20 protein-coding genes and 1 tRNA gene are annotated in these 19,146 nt (G+C 63.1%); 14 read left to right on the top strand and 7 right to left on the bottom strand.

The genetic code is table 11. From position 1 onward, the window contains the following. Positions 1-2 precede the first annotated feature (2 nt). Entirely contained in the window at positions 3-1,061 is a 1,059-nt protein-coding gene (locus tag V1273_RS21985) for a phosphotransferase family protein (RefSeq protein WP_334363388.1), read from the top strand. A 5-nt stretch (positions 1,062-1,066) separates the two neighbouring features. Further along, positions 1,067-1,978: a DMT family transporter gene (locus V1273_RS21980; RefSeq protein ID WP_334410842.1), complete on the top strand. Its 912-nt coding sequence runs from the start codon at positions 1,067-1,069 to the stop codon at positions 1,976-1,978. A 17-nt stretch (positions 1,979-1,995) separates the two neighbouring features. Here V1273_RS21980 and V1273_RS21975 read toward each other — a convergent pair whose 3' ends face one another. Next, positions 1,996-2,781, bottom strand: a complete 786-nt coding sequence (locus V1273_RS21975; RefSeq protein ID WP_334363386.1) for an SDR family NAD(P)-dependent oxidoreductase — start codon at positions 2,779-2,781, stop codon at positions 1,996-1,998. Between the two features lie 139 nt (positions 2,782-2,920). On the opposite strand from V1273_RS21975, the gene V1273_RS21970 reads away from it, so the two are divergent. Next, entirely contained in the window at positions 2,921-3,631 is a 711-nt protein-coding gene (locus tag V1273_RS21970; protein WP_334410840.1) for a histidine phosphatase family protein, read from the top strand. Positions 3,632-3,719: 88 nt separating this feature from the next. Beyond that, complete coding sequence (locus V1273_RS21965) at positions 3,720-4,487, top strand: SDR family NAD(P)-dependent oxidoreductase (RefSeq protein ID WP_334410838.1); 768 nt, start codon at positions 3,720-3,722, stop codon at positions 4,485-4,487. Positions 4,488-4,621: 134 nt separating this feature from the next. Here the strand turns inward: V1273_RS21965 and V1273_RS21960 are convergent, their stop codons facing one another. Then, a complete protein-coding gene (locus V1273_RS21960) occupies positions 4,622-5,845 on the bottom strand; it encodes a serine hydrolase domain-containing protein (RefSeq protein ID WP_334410837.1) in 1,224 nt (407 codons plus the stop codon). Between the two features lie 148 nt (positions 5,846-5,993). Between V1273_RS21960 and V1273_RS21955 the strand changes: the two genes are divergently transcribed. Next, a tRNA-Trp gene (locus V1273_RS21955) sits at positions 5,994-6,069 on the top strand. 92 nt (positions 6,070-6,161) lie between these two features. Here V1273_RS21955 and V1273_RS21950 read toward each other — a convergent pair. Continuing rightward, complete coding sequence (locus V1273_RS21950; RefSeq protein ID WP_213286265.1) at positions 6,162-6,347, bottom strand: hypothetical protein; 186 nt, start codon at positions 6,345-6,347, stop codon at positions 6,162-6,164. A gap of 358 nt (positions 6,348-6,705) precedes the next feature. On the opposite strand from V1273_RS21950, the gene secE reads away from it, so the two are divergent. The 5 genes from secE (at position 6,706) to V1273_RS21925 (ending at position 9,794) form a co-directional block, all read left to right on the top strand. Next, entirely contained in the window at positions 6,706-6,897 is a 192-nt protein-coding gene (gene secE, locus V1273_RS21945; RefSeq protein ID WP_028349074.1) for a preprotein translocase subunit SecE, read from the top strand. A 20-nt stretch (positions 6,898-6,917) separates the two neighbouring features. Beyond that, positions 6,918-7,448, top strand: a complete 531-nt coding sequence (nusG, locus tag V1273_RS21940; RefSeq protein WP_028349073.1) for a transcription termination/antitermination protein NusG — start codon at positions 6,918-6,920, stop codon at positions 7,446-7,448. A 130-nt stretch (positions 7,449-7,578) separates the two neighbouring features. Next, the gene (rplK, locus tag V1273_RS21935; protein ID WP_028349072.1) at positions 7,579-8,007 is read left to right on the top strand and encodes a 50S ribosomal protein L11; all 429 of its coding nucleotides are present in this window, start codon (positions 7,579-7,581) and stop codon (positions 8,005-8,007) included. 6 nt (positions 8,008-8,013) lie between these two features. Next, positions 8,014-8,706, top strand: a complete 693-nt coding sequence (gene rplA / locus V1273_RS21930) for a 50S ribosomal protein L1 (RefSeq protein WP_057843562.1) — start codon at positions 8,014-8,016, stop codon at positions 8,704-8,706. Between the two features lie 128 nt (positions 8,707-8,834). Beyond that, positions 8,835-9,794: a 2-hydroxyacid dehydrogenase gene (locus V1273_RS21925; RefSeq protein ID WP_334363380.1), complete on the top strand. Its 960-nt coding sequence runs from the start codon at positions 8,835-8,837 to the stop codon at positions 9,792-9,794. On the opposite strand, the gene V1273_RS21920 is transcribed toward V1273_RS21925, so the two are convergent. Beyond that, entirely contained in the window at positions 9,767-10,432 is a 666-nt protein-coding gene (locus tag V1273_RS21920) for a TetR family transcriptional regulator (protein WP_334410836.1), read from the bottom strand. The two genes, V1273_RS21925 and V1273_RS21920, sit on opposite strands and share 28 nt — an antisense overlap. A 92-nt stretch (positions 10,433-10,524) precedes the next feature. On the opposite strand from V1273_RS21920, the gene V1273_RS21915 reads away from it, so the two are divergent. Beyond that, positions 10,525-11,196, top strand: a complete 672-nt coding sequence (locus V1273_RS21915) for an O-methyltransferase (protein ID WP_334410834.1) — start codon at positions 10,525-10,527, stop codon at positions 11,194-11,196. Positions 11,197-11,207: 11 nt separating this feature from the next. Here V1273_RS21915 and sigJ read toward each other — a convergent pair whose 3' ends face one another. The 3 genes from sigJ to V1273_RS21900 are packed head-to-tail and all read right to left on the bottom strand — an operon-like array spanning position 11,208 to position 12,982. Then, positions 11,208-12,095 carry an RNA polymerase sigma factor SigJ gene (gene sigJ / locus V1273_RS21910; RefSeq protein WP_334410833.1) on the bottom strand — a complete coding sequence of 296 codons (888 nt, stop codon included), beginning with the start codon at positions 12,093-12,095 and terminating at the stop codon, positions 11,208-11,210. Beyond that, positions 12,067-12,612 carry a hypothetical protein gene (locus V1273_RS21905; RefSeq protein WP_334410832.1) on the bottom strand — a complete coding sequence of 182 codons (546 nt, stop codon included), beginning with the start codon at positions 12,610-12,612 and terminating at the stop codon, positions 12,067-12,069. The genes sigJ and V1273_RS21905 overlap by 29 nt, the downstream gene beginning before the upstream one ends. After that, positions 12,605-12,982, bottom strand: a complete 378-nt coding sequence (locus tag V1273_RS21900) for a hypothetical protein (protein ID WP_334410831.1) — start codon at positions 12,980-12,982, stop codon at positions 12,605-12,607. The genes V1273_RS21905 and V1273_RS21900 overlap by 8 nt, the downstream gene beginning before the upstream one ends. Before the next feature lie 632 nt (positions 12,983-13,614). On the opposite strand from V1273_RS21900, the gene rplJ reads away from it, so the two are divergent. The 3 genes from rplJ (at position 13,615) to rpoB (ending at position 19,050) form a co-directional block, all read left to right on the top strand. Continuing rightward, positions 13,615-14,133, top strand: coding sequence for a 50S ribosomal protein L10 (gene rplJ, locus V1273_RS21895; RefSeq protein ID WP_057843567.1), 519 nt, complete (start codon positions 13,615-13,617; stop codon positions 14,131-14,133). 50 nt (positions 14,134-14,183) lie between these two features. Further along, on the top strand, positions 14,184-14,561 hold the full coding sequence (gene rplL, locus V1273_RS21890; protein WP_065748157.1) for a 50S ribosomal protein L7/L12: 378 nt from the start codon (positions 14,184-14,186) through the stop codon (positions 14,559-14,561). 370 nt (positions 14,562-14,931) lie between these two features. Continuing rightward, on the top strand, positions 14,932-19,050 hold the full coding sequence (gene rpoB, locus V1273_RS21885; protein ID WP_334363371.1) for a DNA-directed RNA polymerase subunit beta: 4,119 nt from the start codon (positions 14,932-14,934) through the stop codon (positions 19,048-19,050). The last annotated feature ends 96 nt before the right edge of the window (positions 19,051-19,146 follow it).

Genomic DNA, 19,146 nt, shown 5'->3' with positions numbered 1-19,146 from the left:
TCGTGGCGGACGGCGTCAGGAAAGACGAAGAGTTCTCGGGCACCAAGGAAGTCGAGGAGCGCCATCGCATCAACGAGGCGAGCCTCGACGGCTGGATGCGCGAGCATGTCGAGGGCTACCAGGGGCCGCTAAAGGTCCTGCAGTTCAAGGGCGGCCAGTCCAACCCGACCTACAAGCTCGAAACGCCGGCCCGATCCTACGTGATGCGCCGAAAACCGTTCGGCAAATTGCTGCCGTCAGCGCATGCGGTCGACCGCGAGTTCCGCGTCATTGCAGCGCTCGGCAAGCAGGGCTTTCCGGTCGCGAAGGCCTACGCGCTGTGCACCGACGATGCCGTGATCGGGGCCGCCTTCTACATCATGTCGATGGAAGACGGCCGGGTATTTTGGGACCCGACACTGCCGAGCCAGACGCCGGACGACCGGCGCAAGATCTTCACCAGCAAGATCGAGACGCTGGCGAAGCTCCACGTCTTCAATCCGGAAGCGATCGGGCTTGGCGATTTCGGCAAGCCGGGCAATTATTTCGCGCGCCAGATCGACCGCTGGACCAAGCAATACCGCGCCTCGGAAACCCAGCACATTCCGGAATTCGAAAAAGTAGCCGAATGGCTGCCGCGAACTGTACCTGAACAGAAGCGCGTCTCGATCGTTCACGGCGACTACCGCCTCGACAACATGATTTTCCACGCGACGGAACCGCGGGTGCAGGCGGTGCTGGACTGGGAGCTGTCGACGCTCGGCGATCCCATGGCCGACTTCACCTATCTGTTGATGCAGTGGACCATGCCGGGCTTGGAAAAAGCCGATCTCAAGGCGCTGAACATTCCGAGCGTGGAGGAGGCGGCGCAGATCTACTGCAACGTCACCGGCATGGAAGTGCCCGATCTCAACTGGTATTTCGCCTACAACATGTTCCGCCTCGCCGGCATTACGCAGGGTATCGCCGGACGTATTCGCGATGGCACCGCTGCGAACGCCAAGGCGCTGGAGTCGGCGGCGCGCACCGTGCCGCTGTCGAAGTCTTCCTGGGAATACGCTCAGAAGGCCGGCGCGACCTAACGGAATTGGCACTCTCTCCGAATATCCGCGGCAGCCTGCTCATGGCGGTGTCCATGGCGGCGTTCACCATGAACGACTCCATCACCAAGGCGGTGTCGTCAGAGATGAACTTCGGCCAGGTGATGCTGGTGCGCGGGCTGTTCGCGATCGTGCTGGTCGCAGCGTTCGCCTGGCATCAGGGTGCGTTGCGTCCGCTGCGCACGCTGGTGCAAAAACCGGTGGCGCTCAGGGTGATCGGCGAGATCGGCGGCACGATCTCGTTCATGGCAGCGCTCGTGCATCTGCCGCTCGCCAACACCTCGGCGATCTTCCAGGCGCTGCCGCTGGCGATCACGCTCGGCGCCGCAGTGATATTTGGCGAGCCGGTCGGCTGGCGGCGCTGGTCGGCGATTGTCGCAGGCTTCGTCGGCGTGCTCATCATCGTGCGGCCGGGGTTGGCAGGCTTCAGCGAGTACTCGCTGTTCGCGCTGGTGTCGGTGGCGTTCTGCGCACTGCGGGACCTCGCAACGCGGAAAATTCCGGCGAAGATTCCCTCGCTGTTCATCACCTTGTTGACCACCGTGACCGTCACGGCGGCCGGCGGGGCTATCCTCGTTCCGCTCGGCGGCTGGACGCCGCCATCGGCGAGCGCCCTTGGCCTGCAGGCGCTGGCCGCGGTGCTGCTGCTGATCGGCTATCAATGCATCATTTCGGCGCTGCGCTCGGGCGACATCTCGGCGGTGGCGCCGTTCCGCTATTCCGCGCTGCTATGGGCGATGCTGCTCGGCTACCTCGCGTTCGGCGATGTACCCGATGCCATGATGGTGCTGGGCGCCTCGATCATCGTGTTGTCAGGCCTCTACGCCTTCTACCGCGAGCGCATCCGCCACCGCGCGCTGGCGGCAGAGTCATCGGGCCTGCCGCCGGACGGGTTGTGATCATGATGCGACAAACATCAGACTGGCTTCCCCGTATACGGCATCGACGCGGTGAGGCCGCCGTCGACCGGGATCGCCTGGCCGTTGACGTAGGAAGCCTCGTCGCTGGCGAGGAACAGGCCCATCGCGGCGAGCTCGTGCGGCTGGCCGGCGCGCTTCAGGGGATTGAGCTGGCCGATCTTGTCGGAAGTGCCGCGCTCCTTGGCGCGGTCGAATACCGGCTTGGTCATGCCGGTCTCGATCAGGCCGGGGCAGACCGCGTTGATGCGCACGCCGGTGCCGGACAGCGAATAGGCCGTGGTCTGCACCAGGCTGATGACGCCGGCCTTGCTCGCGCCATAGGGATGACCGCTGGCGCCGGCTTTAAGCCCTGCAACGGAAGCGGTGCAGACGATCGAGCCGGACTGCTGCCTGATCATGTGTGGCATCGAATGCTTGATCGCGAGAAATGGCCCGATCAGATTGATGCGCAAAACTTCCTGCCAGTGTTCGACGGTCTGCTCGGCCAGCGGCACCAGCCCGCCGCTGACACCGGCATTGGCCCAGATCGCATCGAGCCGGCCGTATTTCGAAACCGCCTTGTCGATGAACGCCTTCACATCGGCTTCCGAACCGGCATCCGCCATCACGGCCTCGACGGTGCCACCGGCATCGCTGACGAGCTTGGCGGTTTCCTTTACGCCCTCGGTCCGGTCGACGATGACGAGCTTCGCCCCTTCCTTGGAAAACAGCACCGATGCTGCGCGTCCGATGCCGCTTCCGGCACCTGTGATGATGACGGATTTGCCTTCGAGGCGGCCCATGAGCTTCTCCCTGTAGTGTTATGCGTGTCGGCGTGTGCCGCCTCGCGGAATTCAAACAAGATTTCAAACGTCAGAGTGACTTGAGACGATGCGTGCTCTGACGTACAGCGACAGCGAACAGTATTGAAGGGTCTTGGCGATGTCCAATGCAGACAAACCGCGAATGGTTGTAACGCGCTGGTGGTGGGTACGCCACGCGCCGGTTCGCGAAGATAACGGCTGCATCTACGGGCAGGAGGATCTCGGCTGCGACTGCAGTGATCGCATCGTGTTCGAGGCGGTCGGAAAAATCCTGCCGCGCAACGCGGTCTGGTATGCGAGCAATCTGAAGCGCACGCATCAGACCGCACATGCGATCTGGGAAGCCGGCTTTCCCAAGCCGATGGAGATGCCGCACGTGCACGAGTTCGCCGAGCAGCATCTCGGCGAATGGCAGGGCATGAACCGCGCGGCGTTCCTCGCAAGCCGGCCGATCGGCAGCCATTGGTTTGGTGCCGTCGACGAGCCTGCGCCCGGCGGCGAGAGTTTCCTGGACCTCTACAATCGCGTCTGCGCCGCAATCGAGCGCATCAATCTCGAACAAGCGGGTAAGGACGTAATCGTCGCGGCGCATGGCGGCACGATCAGGGCCGCGGTCGCCCTTGCGCTCGGCGGCCTGCCCGAAAAAGGCCTGGTCTTCGACATCGATAATTGTTCGGTGACGCGGCTCGACCATCTCGCGAGCGAAGGCCACAGCGGCTGGCGGCTGCAGATGGTCAACCAGCAGCCGTGGATCGCGGATGCCTCGCACAAGGCGATGCATCAGCCGGCCGGGCCGGAGGTCGAGCCGCCGTCGACCAAACTCGCGTGAGCCTCAAGTTGTCGAGGATCGCAAAGGCTGCTTAGTTCGAATTGAAGACGAAACCGGCTTCGCGCCGGATCAACATCGGGAGAGAGACATGAGCTTGTTCGATATGACCGGGAAAGTCGCCGTCATCACCGGCTCGACGCGCGGCATCGGCCGTGCCATCGCCGAGCGGATGGCCGAGCACGGCGCGAAGGTCGTGATCTCCTCGCGCAAGCAGGATGTTTGCGATCAGGTCACCAAGGAAATCAACGACAAGTTCGGCACGGGGACGGCGGTCGCGATCGCCGCGAACATTTCCAGCAAGGAAAACCTGCAAAATCTCGTCGACGAGTCCAACCGCGCCTTCGGCAAGATCGACGTGCTGGTTTGCAACGCCGCGTCCAATCCCTATTACGGCCCGCTCGGCGGCATCTCCGATGAACAGTTCCGCAAGATTCTGGACAACAACATCGTCGCCAACAATTGGCTGATCAACATGGTGGTGCCGCAGATGATCGAGCGCAAGGACGGCTCGATCATCATCGTCTCCTCGATCGGCGGGTTGAAGGGGTCGACCGTGCTCGGCGCCTACGCGATCTCGAAGGCGGCCGACATGCAACTCGCGCGCAATCTGGCCTGCGAATACGGCAAGCACAATATCCGCGTGAACTGCATCGCGCCCGGCCTGATCAAGACCGATTTTGCGAAAGCGCTGTGGGACAATCCGGAGACGCTGAAAGCTTCCACCGCGCGCTCGCCGCTCTTGCGCATCGGCGTGCCGGACGAAATCGCGGGCGCTGCGGTGCTGATGGGGTCGAAGGCCGGCGACTTCATGACGGGGCAGACCATCGTGATCGACGGCGGCGCGACGATCAGTTGATCTCGTGTCCCGGACGCGGTGCAGCGCCAGCGCTGCTCCGCAGAGCCGGGACCCATGCGAACCGCGGCGAAGGTGGTAGGCCCCGGCTCAGCGACGCATCACTTCGTGCTGCGTCGCGTCCGGGGCACGAGAAATCACTCTACCGCCGCGTACACCAGATCCCGCAGCATGTTGCGGATGTATTCGCGCTGGCCGGGCCCCTGCATCATGAAGACCGTGAACAGGTCTTCCGCGGGATCGATGAAGAAGAACGTGCCGGCCATGCCGCTCCAGAAGAACTGGCCGAGCGATCCCGGGAACGGCGCGATGCCTCTTTGAGTGCGGACCGCGAAGCCGAGGCCAAAACCATGACCGGGCGGCATCAGCGGCGAAGAGACCTTCACGCCTGGGGCGAGATGATCCGATGCCATCAATTCCAGCGTCTTGCGGCCGATGATCCTGTTACCATCGAGCGCGCCGCCGTTAAGCAGCATCTGGCAGAACCGCGCATAGTCCATGGTGGTTGAGACCAGCCCGCCGCCGCCGGATTCCATCGCGGGCTTCTCCAGCATGTTGAAGAGCTGCACCTTGTCGCCATTCCACGGATCATTCGCGAACGGTTCGGCGAGGCGGCCGGCGTTGGCTTCTGAGGTATGGAAAGCGGTCTCGGCCATCTGCAGCGGTGCCAGGATGCGTTCGGTCAGGAACGCGCCGAGCGACTTGCCGGAGACGACTTCGATGATCCGGCCCAGGACGTCGGTCGAGCGGCTGTAGTTCCATTCCGCGCCGGGCTGGCAGATCAGCGGCATGCCGGCGATCATGGTCGCGTGCTCGGCGTTGGTGATCTTGCGACTGCGCAGCCGCGACTGCTGATAGAGCTGCTGGACGAGGCCGTTACCGGTGTGGTCGTAGGTCAGGCCGGACGTATGCCGCAGCAGGTCCTGAACCGTCATCTGCCGCTTCGCCGGCACCAGCTCGAGCTGGCCGTTGTTTTCGACGCCGACCTTCTGGTCGGCAAACTCCGGAATGAATTTGGCGACGGGATCGCCAAGGATGAAGTGGCCGTCCTCGACCAGCATCATGATGCCGACCGAGACGATCGGCTTGGTCATCGAGAAGATACGGAAGATGCTGTCATGCGCCATCGGCGCGCCGGCTGCCGGGCTCTGGCGGCCGATCGCATCGAACCAGCCGATCTGGCCGCGCCGGGCCACCATCACGGTGGCGCCGGGAAGGGTTCCCTTGTCCACTTCCCGCTTGAAAGCGTCCGACATCCGCTGCAGGCGAACGCCCGAGAGGCCTATGGTTTCCGGTTTGGCCTGCGGGAGCGAAGGGGTCTGGGGGGCGGAAGTCTGCCGGGCGGCGGTCTGCGCGTTCATGGTCTCTCCCGTTGCGCTTGTTGTTGTGGTGACCAAGTCTGGCGCAGAAGGCGTGCTTTGGATAGGGCGGTAGGCTGCTTCGCCCTTGCAATCGGGGCATGCCCTATGCTTGAAACGGCACGAACCGACGCAAGCGCCGGTTCCCTGCAGGAGTGTAGCTCAATTGGTAGAGCACCGGTCTCCAAAACCGGGGGTCGCAGGTTCGAGCCCTGCCACTCCTGCCAGCTAAATCAAATACTTACGCTGATTTTCGACAGGCCGGCGATCCTTCGCGGATCGATCAATCCGCGGTGATTTCCCTGGCGCTGCCCGGCAATTAGCCGAAGAACGCGGAGAGGACCGCCATGTCCGAGGTGGCCGGCGTGTCGCCGCGCAGGTCGGCATCGATCACCCGCCGGCAGGCATCGACGGTAACGGTGTCGCCGAGGTCGTGTGCCGCGTCGAGAATGGTCCACGCGGTCTCGCCCGAAGGTCTTTCGTAGTCTTGGCCCAATAGTGCCATGGTCGTCTCACTTCCCAGTGCAGCAAACAGGATATTCAAGAGCTTTTAAAATCAGGGTGGGGGCCTTGTGTGCATTTGAGCCGACCCGGTACCGGCGGGTTAACCAAACGGCTCCGTCCCGTTCAGCCAGCCGACAGGGGCCGCGGCACCCCGTACCTTGACCTTTTGCCCGGGCGGCAGTAGATACCCGCCACCTGCTGCCGGCCCGTTGAGATGCGGATATCCGGCGCGGCTTTGAATTCCCCCGAACAATCGAGCCCGCTTGGCGGCTCATCCTTCGAGAGAGGGCTGGGCACTAGAGGGCTGTTTGAATTCGGTTTAAATCGCAATCGTCTCACGAAGGACGCGGTAACCAACGATGGCTTTCAGCCCGTTCAAATTCTTGCAGGAAGTGCGCTCGGAGACCGCCAAGGTCACCTGGCCGACGCGCCGCGAGACGACGATCACGACGATCATGGTCTTCGTCATGGTCGCATTGGCTTCGATCTTTTTCTTCCTGTCGGATTTGATCATCCGCTACGTCGTCACCTTCCTGCTGGGCGTCCAATGATGAGCACCGGAACCCTTACGATGGACAAGCGCTGGTATATCGTTCACGCCTACTCGAATTTCGAGAAGAAGGTGGCGGAATCGATCCGCGAGCAGGCGAAGCAGCGCGGCCTCGAGGAACTGTTCGACCAGGTACTGGTGCCGACCGAGAAGGTCACCGAGGTGCGCCGCGGCCGCAAGATCGATGCCGAGCGCAAGTTCTTCCCGGGCTACGTGCTGGTGAAGATGAAACTGACCGACGAGGCGTTCCATCTCATCAAGAACACGCCAAAGGTGACGGGCTTCCTCGGCGCCGAAAACAAGCCGATGCCGATCTCCGAATCCGAGGCGATGCACATCCTGCAGCAGGTGCAGGAAGGTGTTGAGCGGCCGAAGGCCACGGTGTCGTTTGAAATCGGCGAGAACGTCCGCGTGGCCGATGGTCCGTTCGCGTCGTTCTCCGGCGTGGTCGAGGAAATTGACGAAGCGCGTTCGCGCGTGAAGGTCGCGGTGTCGATCTTCGGCCGCGCCACGCCCGTCGAACTGGAATTCGGTCAGGTCGAGAAGGTCTGATCGGAGCGGCGCGAAGCTTGTCTTCGCGTCAACTAAGGCCGTGGGAGGATGAGGGCGGTCGCCAACCGCGCTTCAACCGAACCACGGACCCTGAAACCGCCGGCCCCGGCCGGCACAACAGGAGTGATACATGGCAAAGAAAGTGACCGGATACCTGAAACTTCAGGTGCCGGCGGGTGCGGCCAATCCGTCTCCCCCGATCGGCCCCGCGCTTGGTCAGCGCGGCCTCAACATCATGGAATTCTGCAAGGCGTTCAACGCGCAGACGCAGAAGGAAGAAAAGAACACCCCGATCCCGGTGATCATCACCATCTATGCGGACCGTTCCTTCACTTTCGAGATGAAGACGCCGCCGATGTCCTACTTCCTCAAGCAGGCTGCCAAGATCCAGTCCGGCTCGAAAGCTCCGGGCCGCGACAAGGCGGGCCAGGTGACACGCGCGCAGGTGCGCGAGATCGCCGAGAAGAAGATGAAGGATCTCAATTGCGATTCCGTCGAGTCGGCCATGAAGATGGTCGAGGGCTCCGCCCGTTCGATGGGTCTGGAAGTTGCGGGGTAACGGACCATGGCAATCGGAAAACGTTTGAAGAAGGTCCGTGAGGGCATCGACCGCGAGAAGCTCTATCCGCTCGCGGATGCCATCAAGATGGTCAAGGAACGCGCCACGTCGAAGTTCGACGAGACGATCGAGATCGCGATCAATCTCGGCGTCGACCCGCGCCACGCCGACCAGATGGTTCGCGGCGTCGTCAACCTGCCGAACGGCACCGGCCGCACGCTGCGCGTCGGCGTGTTCGCCCGTGGCGCCAAAGCGGACGAAGCCAAGGCTGCCGGTGCTGACGTCGTCGGCGCCGAAGACCTGGTCGAGAAGGTCCAGGGCGGCACGATCGACTTCGACCGTTGTATCGCAACCCCCGACATGATGCCGCTGGTTGGCCGCCTCGGTAAGGTGCTCGGCCCGCGCGGCATGATGCCGAACCCGAAGATCGGCACCGTGACGATGGACGTCACGTCAGCCGTGAAGGGCGCCAAGGGCGGCTCGGTCGAATTCCGCGTCGAGAAGGCCGGCATCGTGCAGGCCGGTGTCGGCAAGGCGTCGTTCTCCGAGGAAAAGCTGGTGCAGAACGTCAAGGCGCTTGCGGATGCTGTGGCGAAGGCAAAGCCGGCCGGCGCCAAGGGTACCTACATCCAGCGCGTAGCGGTCTCCTCCACCATGGGCCCGGGCGTCAAGGTCGAGCCGGGCACGCTGCTCGGCTAGTTCGTGGCGGCTTAAGTGAATTGCAGGGGCGGAATCGGGCGACCGATTCCGCCCTTTGCGTTTGATGTCGCTTTTGCGTAATCGTCGCCCCGTCGGACTTGGCAAGGACTTGGCAAGAAGGAAGAACAATGCCCGAGAAAGTCCTGATCTATTCGCGTTTCCCGAAAGCCCAGATGGAGCGCTTTGGCGAACGCTTTGAACTGCTGAACGCCGCCGGCAAGGCGCCGAATGAGGTGTTCTCCGCCGAGCAACTTGCGGACATCAGAGCGCTGATCACGGCGGGCGGCACGCCGCTTCGTGGCGACGCGATGGACATGATGCCGAAACTGGGCGCGATCATCTGCTACGGCACCGGCTATGACGGCGTCGATCTGGTGGCGGCGGCGAAACGGAAGATCGCCGTCGGTCACAGCCCAGGCGCCAATGCGGCGTCGGTCGCGGACATCGCGGTCACGCTGATGCTGGCGGCTACGCGGCGGTTACTGGTGGCTGACGATTACGTACGGGGCGGCAGTTGGGCGGCCGCAAAGCCTTCGCCGATGATGCGACCGCAGGCGGGCATGCTTGGCCGAAAAATCGGCGTCTACGGCATGGGCGAAATCGGCCGCAAGATCGCGGCGCGGGTGGCCGCGTTCGAGACCGAGGTCGGCTATTTCAGCCGTCGCCAGCACGACGTTCCCTATCAATATTTTCCGACGCTTGATGCGCTGGCCGAATGGTGCAGTGTCCTGATGATCGCGGTGCGTGCGGGCGCGGACACCAACCACGCCGTTGACGCCAATATCCTGCGCAAGCTCGGCAGGGAGGGTTATGTCGTCAACATTTCGCGCGGCTCGGTGATCGACCAGCCGGCCCTGATCGCGGCGCTGTCGGACCAGACCATCGCCGGCGCAGGCCTCGACGTCTACGCCAAGGAGCCGCATGCGCCGGACGCCCTGACGGCGCTGCCCAATGTCGTGCTCTCTCCGCACATCGGCGGCCATACGCTGGAGTCGCATGTGGCGATGCAGAACTGCGTGTTGGCCAATCTTGAGGCGTTCTTTGCCGGTAAGCCGCTCGCTCACCCCGTGACGTCAAGCTCCGCCTGATCGTCTCCGCGGTGCGCGAGCCCTTTGAGGTAGGCGCAAAACATATCCGCCATGGCGTCGGCATAGGTCTCGATCTCGGCAGGGGTTCGAGGACTTTCCGAAAACTGCTTTCCCACCGCGCTGAGCGTCGTTGTGATCAGCTCACCGGCCAATGCACGTGTCGCCTCTGAGGCTTCGGGCAGCGCTTCCTGCATGAAGAGCTGGACAGTGCGGTCCCCCGACGCCCTCGCTTCGTGCGCCTCCGGCGCATCGCGGTAGAGCGGGGCAGCGTCATCGAGTGCGACACGCACCGCGGCCTCATCGCATTCCGAGCGGATGAAGGCGTGGACCAGCGTACGCAGCCGTTCGAGCGGCGGTCTCCGGACGTCCTCAAGGATGCCGCGCAGCAGCTCGGTCGTCTGCCGCCATTCGTCGCTCTGGAGGCGGAAGAGGATCGCCGCCTTGTTCGGGAAGTATTGATACAGCGATCCGACGCTGACGCCGGCCTTCTCGGCCACCCGCGCCGTCGTGAAGCGTTGCGCGCCTTCCTTCTCCAAAACCTGAATAGCAGCACCCAGGATCGCCGCGACGAGCTCAGTCGAGCGGGCCTGCTGGGGCTGTTTTCGCGAGGAAACTGAAGGACTTCGGCGATCGGTCATCAGGAGCGGCGGGAATGCGATTAGATAACGCGAATGATTAGTCGTATTTTTGGTCCGGCGCAACGACGCGCTCACCCAGACCGGAGACCTGCATGACCACCCTGACCACCACCCCGCTTGCGCCCCTGTTGGATCGCCTGTTCGAAGAGGCCGACGCGGCCTCAGCAGAGACCGAGGCTGCCGTGGCCGATCTCTCGCACGAAGCTCGGGCGCGCATGATGCGCAGCAAGACCGATTACCGCGACCTCTACGGGCGCCTGAAGAATGCTCCGCTCGCCGTCTCGCGAGAAACCGGCGCGCTACTCTACATGCTGGCGCGAAGCTCTCGCGCGCGAACGATCGTCGAGTTTGGGGCCTCGTTCGGCATCTCGACCCTGCACCTCGCCGCAGCATTGCGGGACAATGGCGGTGGCCGCTTGATCACCAGCGAGTTCGAGCCGTCCAAGGTGACGCGGGCCCGCGACAATCTGATGGCCGGCGGGCTCATCGACCTCGTGGAGATTCGGGAGGGAGACGCCCTGCAGACGCTCAGCGTCGATCTCCCCGATACGCTCGACCTGCTACTGCTCGACGGGGCCAAAGCGCTCTATCCGGAAATCCTGAGCCTGGTCGAGAGCCGCCTTCGGCCGGGCGCCCTAATCGTCGCCGACAATGCCGACGACAGCCCCGACTACCTGGCGCGCGTGCGCGCGTCGGCCGGCGGCTATCTGTCCACGCCATTCGGCGAGGACGTCGAGCTATCCATGCGGATCGGTTCCTGCTGACCGATCCGCATTCAACTGGGGCGCGGCACGTGGCGCAGCTTGTCGGGGTTGCGGACGACATAGATCGCGGCGATTCTGTCGCCGTCGATCGCCATGCTCAAGGTGAGGTCGAGTTCGCCATCGAGATAGAGTAGCGCGCCAATGGCGCCGTTGATGACAGCCGGCTCGATACGGACGTCTTGGCCGGCGGTCTTGCCGGCAATGCCGACGAAGAAGCGGGCGACCTTGTCTTTCCCAACAATCGGATTGCGCGCCGCGAATTTGCGGCCGCCGCCATCGGTGATCGCAACCGCGTCCTCGCGCAGCAATTCGGCCAGCCGGCTGACGTCGCCGCTGGCAACCGCTTCGCTAAAAGCACGCAACAGGCGCGCGTGATTGTCCGGCGCGGCCGCGGGTAGCGGGCGGTTGTCGCGCACCGCTCGGCGGGCGCGCGAGGCAAGTTGACGGCAGGCGGCCTCGCTATGGTCGAGCATCGCGGCGATTTCGGAAAACGGCGTGTCGAACACATCGTGCAGCAGGAAGGCCGCGCGCTCCATCGGAGAAAGCCGGTCCAACGCCAGCAACAAGGCGAACGATAGGTCGTCGGCCAGGTCGGTGGCGGCTTCGGCCGACAGGCTTTCCGCGTCGAACACGGGCTCCGGAAGCCAAGGCCCGATATAGATCTCCCGCTGCGCCTTCGCGCTCTTCAGGCGATCGAGACAAAGCCGGGTCACGATGGTGACGAGAAACGCTTCCGCGTTGCGGACATCCTGGGCGCCGGCAAAGCGGAGATAGGCGTCTTGCACGACGTCTTCGGCGTCGCAGCGGCTGCCGAGCATGCGATAGGCGAGCCCGAGCAGGCGCCCGCGATGGGGCGCCAGCGGGTCCCCGTCATGCAGCCTGTTTGACGACATCGACATTGTGCCCATTCACCGAGACGCGGCGGCACTCCTTGGCATAGCCGAGCCCGGCTTTCATCATCGGGAACATGCGGCCGAGCTGTAGCGCCATCGTCAGGTCTATCACGCCTTTCGGGCCCCATTGGGCGCGGACGGCGTCGCGAAACTCGTCGTCGTTGGCGGAGCGGCGCACCACGGCGTCGGCAAACCGGAACCCGAGCATAGTCGCATCATTCATCGCGCGCGGATCGCGGCGAAGAACCGCCTCAATCTGGTCCTTGGCCATGCCCGCTTCCAGCGCCATGTCGACGACCAGTTGCGTGCAGGGGCCGCAATCCTCCGCCAGCGCGCCGACGATTTTGGCAGCGAAACTCGCATCGGTCGGGACCGCCTCGCGGTGCGCGGCCGCCTTCATGATGGGCGCGAACTTGAAAAAGGCGCCAGGCGATTCGATCAGCATCATTTCGAGATAGCTGACGTCGTAACCATAGCGTTTGGCGAATGCGCGCAAACTGCGGCGGGCGATCCAATTACGCATATCGTTCTCCTTGGTTGGGAAAGGCGGAATAGAGGGCGAGTGCGGAGGGCAGGACCACGGCAAGAAGATCGAACGCGGCGTTGTGGGCGTGCCCGCTAACGATCAGCACCAGGTGGATCAGACCGTGCGCGGCGAGGAAGCCCGCGCCTGCCACGGCCGCCGGCCAATAGCGGGGGCGCCATGCCCGCGCGGCCAGTGCCAGGCCGGCCACGAGGAACGCCGCACCGATGTCCTGAACAAAATGTGGGTTGAACGGGCCGGTGTCCGGCACCCCGGGCACGGTTTGATACCAGAGCGGTCCGGCCACGAGCATGGCCAGCCCGTTCAGAACCGTGGGTATCGCAAGAATGGCTGCCAACTGACGCCGCATGAGAACCTCCTGCGGCCAAGACGAGGCGGGCGTCGCCGGTGTGACGGAACCGTCAATGAAATTTCGAGATTCGGAACGAAAATTGTTGTCCGGCCGGTCCGTGAACTGGTGTGAATTTTGCTCTTGGCAAGCCGGGCAAGACTCGTTAAACAATGGCTTCCAGGCGTGCTGGCCGTAGCTGCTGGCACGTCTGTGCGCGCATTCCGAAAACCCGTTACGGTAGGAGATCATTCCTTTCAGGACATCCGCATGGATTGCTCGAAAGGAACGAAAACTTATCGTTTCGTGGAATGCGGCAGGGGTCCTTCGGCTTGCCGGATGGCCCCGATCCTGTCCGAGACTGCAGGCGCCCGCGAAGAAACGCAAGTTCCTCAACGGCTTAATCTTATGGCCTGCATAGACGGGTGAAGACCGGATTTCGCTTTAGCGTCGCCTTGCGCGGCGCCATCGCTGATTTGGTTCGAACCTCGACACCCCGCGCCATCTGGTTCGGGAGGGCAGGCTTTTCAAATGTCGTCTGCCCGGCGGTGTCCTTGAGACTGGTGTCTAGAGGTCAGGTTTTGGGCGAGACGATGGGTGCAACCCGGCGGTCTCGCTCGTAAGCGAAGGCCGCCAACCGGAGAGAGCTTGCTGTGGAAAGAGCGGCAAAAAAGGACGCGGTTGAGGCGCTGAACGAGGTCTTCAAGACCACGAGCGTTGCAGTCGTCGCCCATTATTCCGGCCTCACCGTGGCCCAGATGCAGAAGCTGCGTACGCAGATGAAGCAGGCGGGCGCGTCGGTGAAGGTCTCGAAGAACCGTCTCGCCAAAATTGCTCTTGAAGGCACGGACGTCGTTGCCATTGGCTCCCTTTTGAAGGGGCCGACCGTGATCGCGACTTCAAACGATCCGGTAGCGGCGCCGAAGGTTGCCATGGAGTTCGCAAAGACGAACGAGCAGTTCGTCATTCTCGGCGGCTCGATGGGTAAAACCGTCCTGGATGTGAACGGCGTGAAGGCACTTGCCTCCTTGCCGTCGCTGGACGAATTGCGCGGCAAGCTTGTCGGCCTCCTGGTGGCGCCGGCGACCAAGATCGCTCAGCTCTCCACTGCGCCCGCGGCCAAGCTCGCGCGCGTCGTCCAGGCCTATGCCTCAAAGAGTGAAGCGGCCTGACCCTTCGCAAATCAAATCTGGTTCGAACCAAACCTTTAAGGAACTGATCAATGGCTGACCTACAGAAAATCGTCGACGACCTCTCGAGCCTCACGGTGCTCGAAGCTGCCGAGCTCGCGAAGCTCCTCGAAGAAAAGTGGGGCGTTTCCGCCGCTGCCGCCGTGGCGGTTGCCGGTCCCGCGGGTGGCGGCGCCGCTGCTGCTCCGGCTGAAGAAAAGACCGACTTCACCGTCGTTCTCGCTTCCGCTGGCGAAAAGAAGATCGAAGTCATCAAGGAAGTCCGCGCCATTACCGGCCTGGGCCTCAAGGAAGCCAAGGACCTCGTCGAAGGCGCGCCCAAGCCGGTCAAGGAAGGCGTGAACAAGGAAGAGGCCGACAAACTCAAGGCCCAGCTCGAAAAGGCTGGCGCCAAGGTTGAGCTGAAGTAAGCGTACTACACAGAAAAGTGTGGGGATTCTTGGGGTTAGCCCCTCGAATCTCCACTATTCCGCCCCATATCGTGGCGGCAGCAGGAAAAGACGGTAGGCGGCGGGGACGGCAGGGTTCCCGGCGTAACCCGTTGGGAGACAGTCAGATTTCGGGCTTTTTCAGTCCGTGAAACCACCAGTTATGACGGGCGGGTGCAGTCATGCGCCCGCGCGTCGTTTTGCGTTTTGAAGGTCTAAAGTGCGGATTCAGGATTTAATTCCTGAAAGTGGGCTTTGTTCCTTTTGAGCGATTCGACAATTCAACCCGGGGGCGATGGCAGTCGCGCTTCGGAAGGTTCGCCTACTAAGGCGACGAAAATGAGAGGCCACGATGGCGCAGCAGACATTCACCGGTCGCAAACGGGTCCGCAAGTTCTTCGGACACATCAAGGAAGTCGCCGAGATGCCGAACCTGATCGAGGTTCAGAAGGCGTCTTACGACCAGTTCCTGATGGTCGATGAACCTCCGGGCGGCCGGCTGGACGAGGGCCTGCAGGCGGTGTTCCGCTCAGTGTTCCCGATCTCGGATTTCTCCGGCACCTCGATGCTGGAATTCGTCCGCTACGAATTCGAGCCGCCGAAATACGACGTCGACGAGTGCCGCCAGCGCGGCATGACCTATGCTGCGCCGCTGAAGGTGACACTGCGCCTGATCGTGTTCGATATCGACGAGGAAACCGGCGCCAAGTCGGTCAAGGACATCAAGGAGCAGGACGTCTACATGGGCGACATCCCGCTCATGACCATGAACGGCACCTTCGTCGTCAACGGCACTGAGCGCGTCATCGTCTCGCAGATGCACCGTTCGCCCGGCGTGTTCTTCGACCACGACAAGGGCAAGACTCATTCGTCCGGCAAGCTGTTGTTTGCCGCGCGCGTGATTCCGTATCGCGGTTCCTGGCTCGACATCGAGTTCGACGCCAAGGACATCGTGTTCGCGCGCATTGACCGCCGCCGCAAGATCCCCGTGACCTCGCTGATGTACGCGCTCGGTCTCGACGGCGAGACGATTCTGTCCACCTTCTACAAGAAGATCAATTTCAAGCGCGCCAAGGACGGCTGGCGCGTGCCGTTCGACGCCGCCCGTTTCCGCGGCTACTCGACCATCAACGACCTGATCGACGCCGACACCGGCAAGGTGGTGCTCGAGGCCGGCAAGAAGCTGACCGTGCGCGCGGCGCGCCAGTTGCAGGAAAAGGGCCTGAAAGCCCTGCGCCTGTCGGATGAAGAGCTGATCGGCAACTATCTCGCCGAGGATCTCGTCAACCCGAAGACCGGTGAAATCTACGCCGAGGCCGGCGAGGAGCTCACCGAGAAGTCGCTGAAGGCATTGAACGAGCAGGGCTACAAGGAACTGCCGCTGCTCGACATCGACCACGTCAATGTCGGTGCCTACATCCGCAACACGCTGCATGCCGACAAGAACATGACGCGTGAAGACGCGCTGTTCGATATCTACCGCGTGATGCGTCCGGGCGAGCCGCCGACGATCGATTCGGCCCAGACCATGTTCCAGTCGCTGTTCTTCGACGCCGAGCGTTACGACCTCTCTGCGGTCGGCCGCGTCAAGATGAACATGCGCCTCGAACTCGATGCGCCCGACACCCACCGCACGCTGCGCAAGGAAGACATCCTGGCGGTCATCAAGACGCTGGTCGACCTGCGCGACGGCAAGGGCGAGATCGACGACATCGACCATCTCGGTAACCGCCGTGTGCGTTCGGTCGGCGAGCTGATGGAGAACCAGTATCGCATCGGTCTCCTGCGCATGGAGCGCGCGATCAAGGAGCGCATGTCCAGCGTCGATATCGACACCGTGATGCCGCAGGACCTGATCAACGCCAAGCCGGCGGCTGCCGCAGTGCGCGAGTTCTTCGGCTCGTCCCAGCTCTCGCAGTTCATGGACCAGACCAACCCGCTGTCGGAGATCACCCACAAGCGCCGCCTCTCGGCGCTTGGACCGGGCGGTCTGACCCGCGAGCGCGCCGGCTTCGAGGTGCGCGACGTGCATCCGACGCACTACGGCCGCATCTGCCCGATCGAGACGCCGGAAGGTCCGAACATCGGCCTGATCAACTCGCTGGCGACGTTCGCGCGCGTCAACAAGTACGGCTTCGTCGAAACGCCCTACCGCAAGGTGAAGGACGGTCGCGTCACCGACGAGGTCGTGTACCTCTCGGCGATGGAGGAGGGCCGTTATCGCGTGGCGCAGGCCAACGTGCCGCTCGATGCCAAGGGCCGCTTCACCGAAGACCTGATCGTCTGCCGTCACGCCGGCGAAGTGCTGCCGATCACGCCGGACAAGGTCGACTATATGGACGTGTCGCCGAAGCAGCTCGTCTCTGTTGCCGCGGCGCTGATCCCGTTCCTCGAGAACGACGACGCCAACCGCGCGCTGATGGGCTCGAACATGCAGCGCCAGGCGGTGCCGCTGGTTCGCGCCGAGGCGCCGTTCGTCGGTACCGGCATGGAAGGCGTGGTGGCCCGTGACTCCGGTGCCGCGATCGCCGCCCGCCGTTCCGGCGTGATCGACCAGATCGACGCCACCCGCGTCGTGATCCGCGCCACCGAAGATCTCGATCCGACCAAGTCGGGCGTCGATATCTACCGGCTGATGAAGTACCAGCGCTCCAACCAGTCGACCTGCATCAACCAGCGTCCGCTGGTGAAGGTCGGCGACATCGTCAAGAAGGGCGACATCATCGCCGACGGTCCCTCGACCGATCTCGGCGAGCTCGCGCTCGGCCGCAACGTGCTGGTCGCGTTCATGCCGTGGAATGGCTACAACTTCGAAGACTCGATCCTGCTCTCCGAGCGGATCGTGAAGGACGACGTCTTCACCTCGATCCACATCGAGGAGTTCGAGGTGATGGCCCGCGACACCAAGCTCGGACCTGAGGAAATCACCCGCGACATTCCGAACGTTTCGGAAGAAGCGCTGAAAAACCTCGATGAAGCCGGCATCGTCTATATCGGCGCCGAAGTCCGCGCCGGCGACATCCTGGTCGGCAAGATCACGCCGAAGGGCGAAAGCCCGATGACGCCGGAAGAAAAGCTTTTGCGCGCCATCTTCGGCGAAAAGGCTTCCGACGTCCGCGACACCTCGCTGCGCGTGCCTCCGGGCGTGCAGGGCACGATCGTGGAAGTGCGCGTGTTCAACCGCCACGGCGTCGACAAGGACGAGCGCGCGCTGGCGATCGAGCGGGAAGAGATCGAGCGTCTGGCCAAGGACCGTGACGACGAGCAGGCGATCCTTGACCGTAACGTCTACGGCCGCCTCGCCGAGCTGCTGGAAAACCGCCAGGGCATCGCGGGTCCGAAGGGCTTCAAGAAGGACACCAAGATCACGCGCGCCGTGCTCGAGGAGTATCCGAAGTCGCAGTGGTGGATGTTCGCGTCACCGAACGACAAGCTGATGGCCGAAATCGAGGCGATGCGGAAGCAGTACGACGAATCGAAGAAGGGCCTTGAACAGCGCTTCCTCGACAAGGTCGAAAAGCTGCAGCGTGGCGACGAGTTGCCGCCCGGCGTGATGAAGATGGTCAAGGTCTTTGTCGCGGTGAAGCGCAAGATCCAGCCCGGCGACAAGATGGCCGGCCGCCACGGCAACAAGGGCGTGGTGTCCAAGATCGTTCCGATCGAGGACATGCCGTTCCTCGAGGACGGTACGCACGCGGATATCGTGCTCAATCCGCTCGGCGTGCCCTCGCGCATGAACGTCGGCCAGATTCTGGAGACGCATCTCGGTTGGGCCTGCGCCGGCCTCGGCAAGCGCATCGGCCAGACCATCGACGGCTATTATCAGAAGCAGGATCTCAAGCCGCTGCGCGAGACCCTGAAGAAGATCTATGGCGACGATGAAACCATCAAGACGCTGAACGACAACGAGCTGATGGAGCTGGGCCGCAATCTGAGCCACGGCGTGCCGATCGCGACGCCGGTGTTCGACGGCGCCAAGGAAGCCGACATCGAGGAGATGCTGAAGCTCGCGGGCTTCGACGCCTCCGGCCAGTCGACCGTCTATGACGGCCGCACCGGCGACGCCTTCGATCGCAAGGTGACGGTGGGCTACATCTACATGCTCAAGCTGCACCATCTGGTCGACGACAAGATCCACGCGCGTTCGATCGGTCCGTACTCGCTCGTCACCCAGCAGCCGCTGGGCGGCAAGGCGCAGTTCGGCGGCCAGCGTTTCGGCGAAATGGAGGTGTGGGCGCTGGAAGCCTACGGCGCGGCCTACACGCTGCAGGAAATGCTGACCGTGAAGTCGGACGACGTTGCCGGCCGTACCAAGGTGTACGAGGCGATCGTGCGTGGCGACGACACGTTCGAGGCGGGTATTCCGGAATCGTTCAACGTGCTGGTCAAGGAAATGCGCTCGCTCGGCCTCAACGTCGACCTGCACAATTCCAAGATGGGACCGGCGCCGACGTCCGAGGCGGCTGAGTAACGCTTGAGATTCCATGTCCGGCCCAAAGCGCGAGGCAAGCTTCGCGCAAAAGGTCCGGGCATTCGCGCTCCTCTCGGACGTTGAGTGGGGCGCGCA

It is taken from the genome of Bradyrhizobium sp. AZCC 1721 (genome assembly GCF_036924715.1).
Lineage (GTDB): Bacteria > Pseudomonadota > Alphaproteobacteria > Rhizobiales > Xanthobacteraceae > Bradyrhizobium.
Note: the sequence above shows the minus strand (reverse complement) of the source record. Positions and strands in the feature narration are given on the sequence as shown.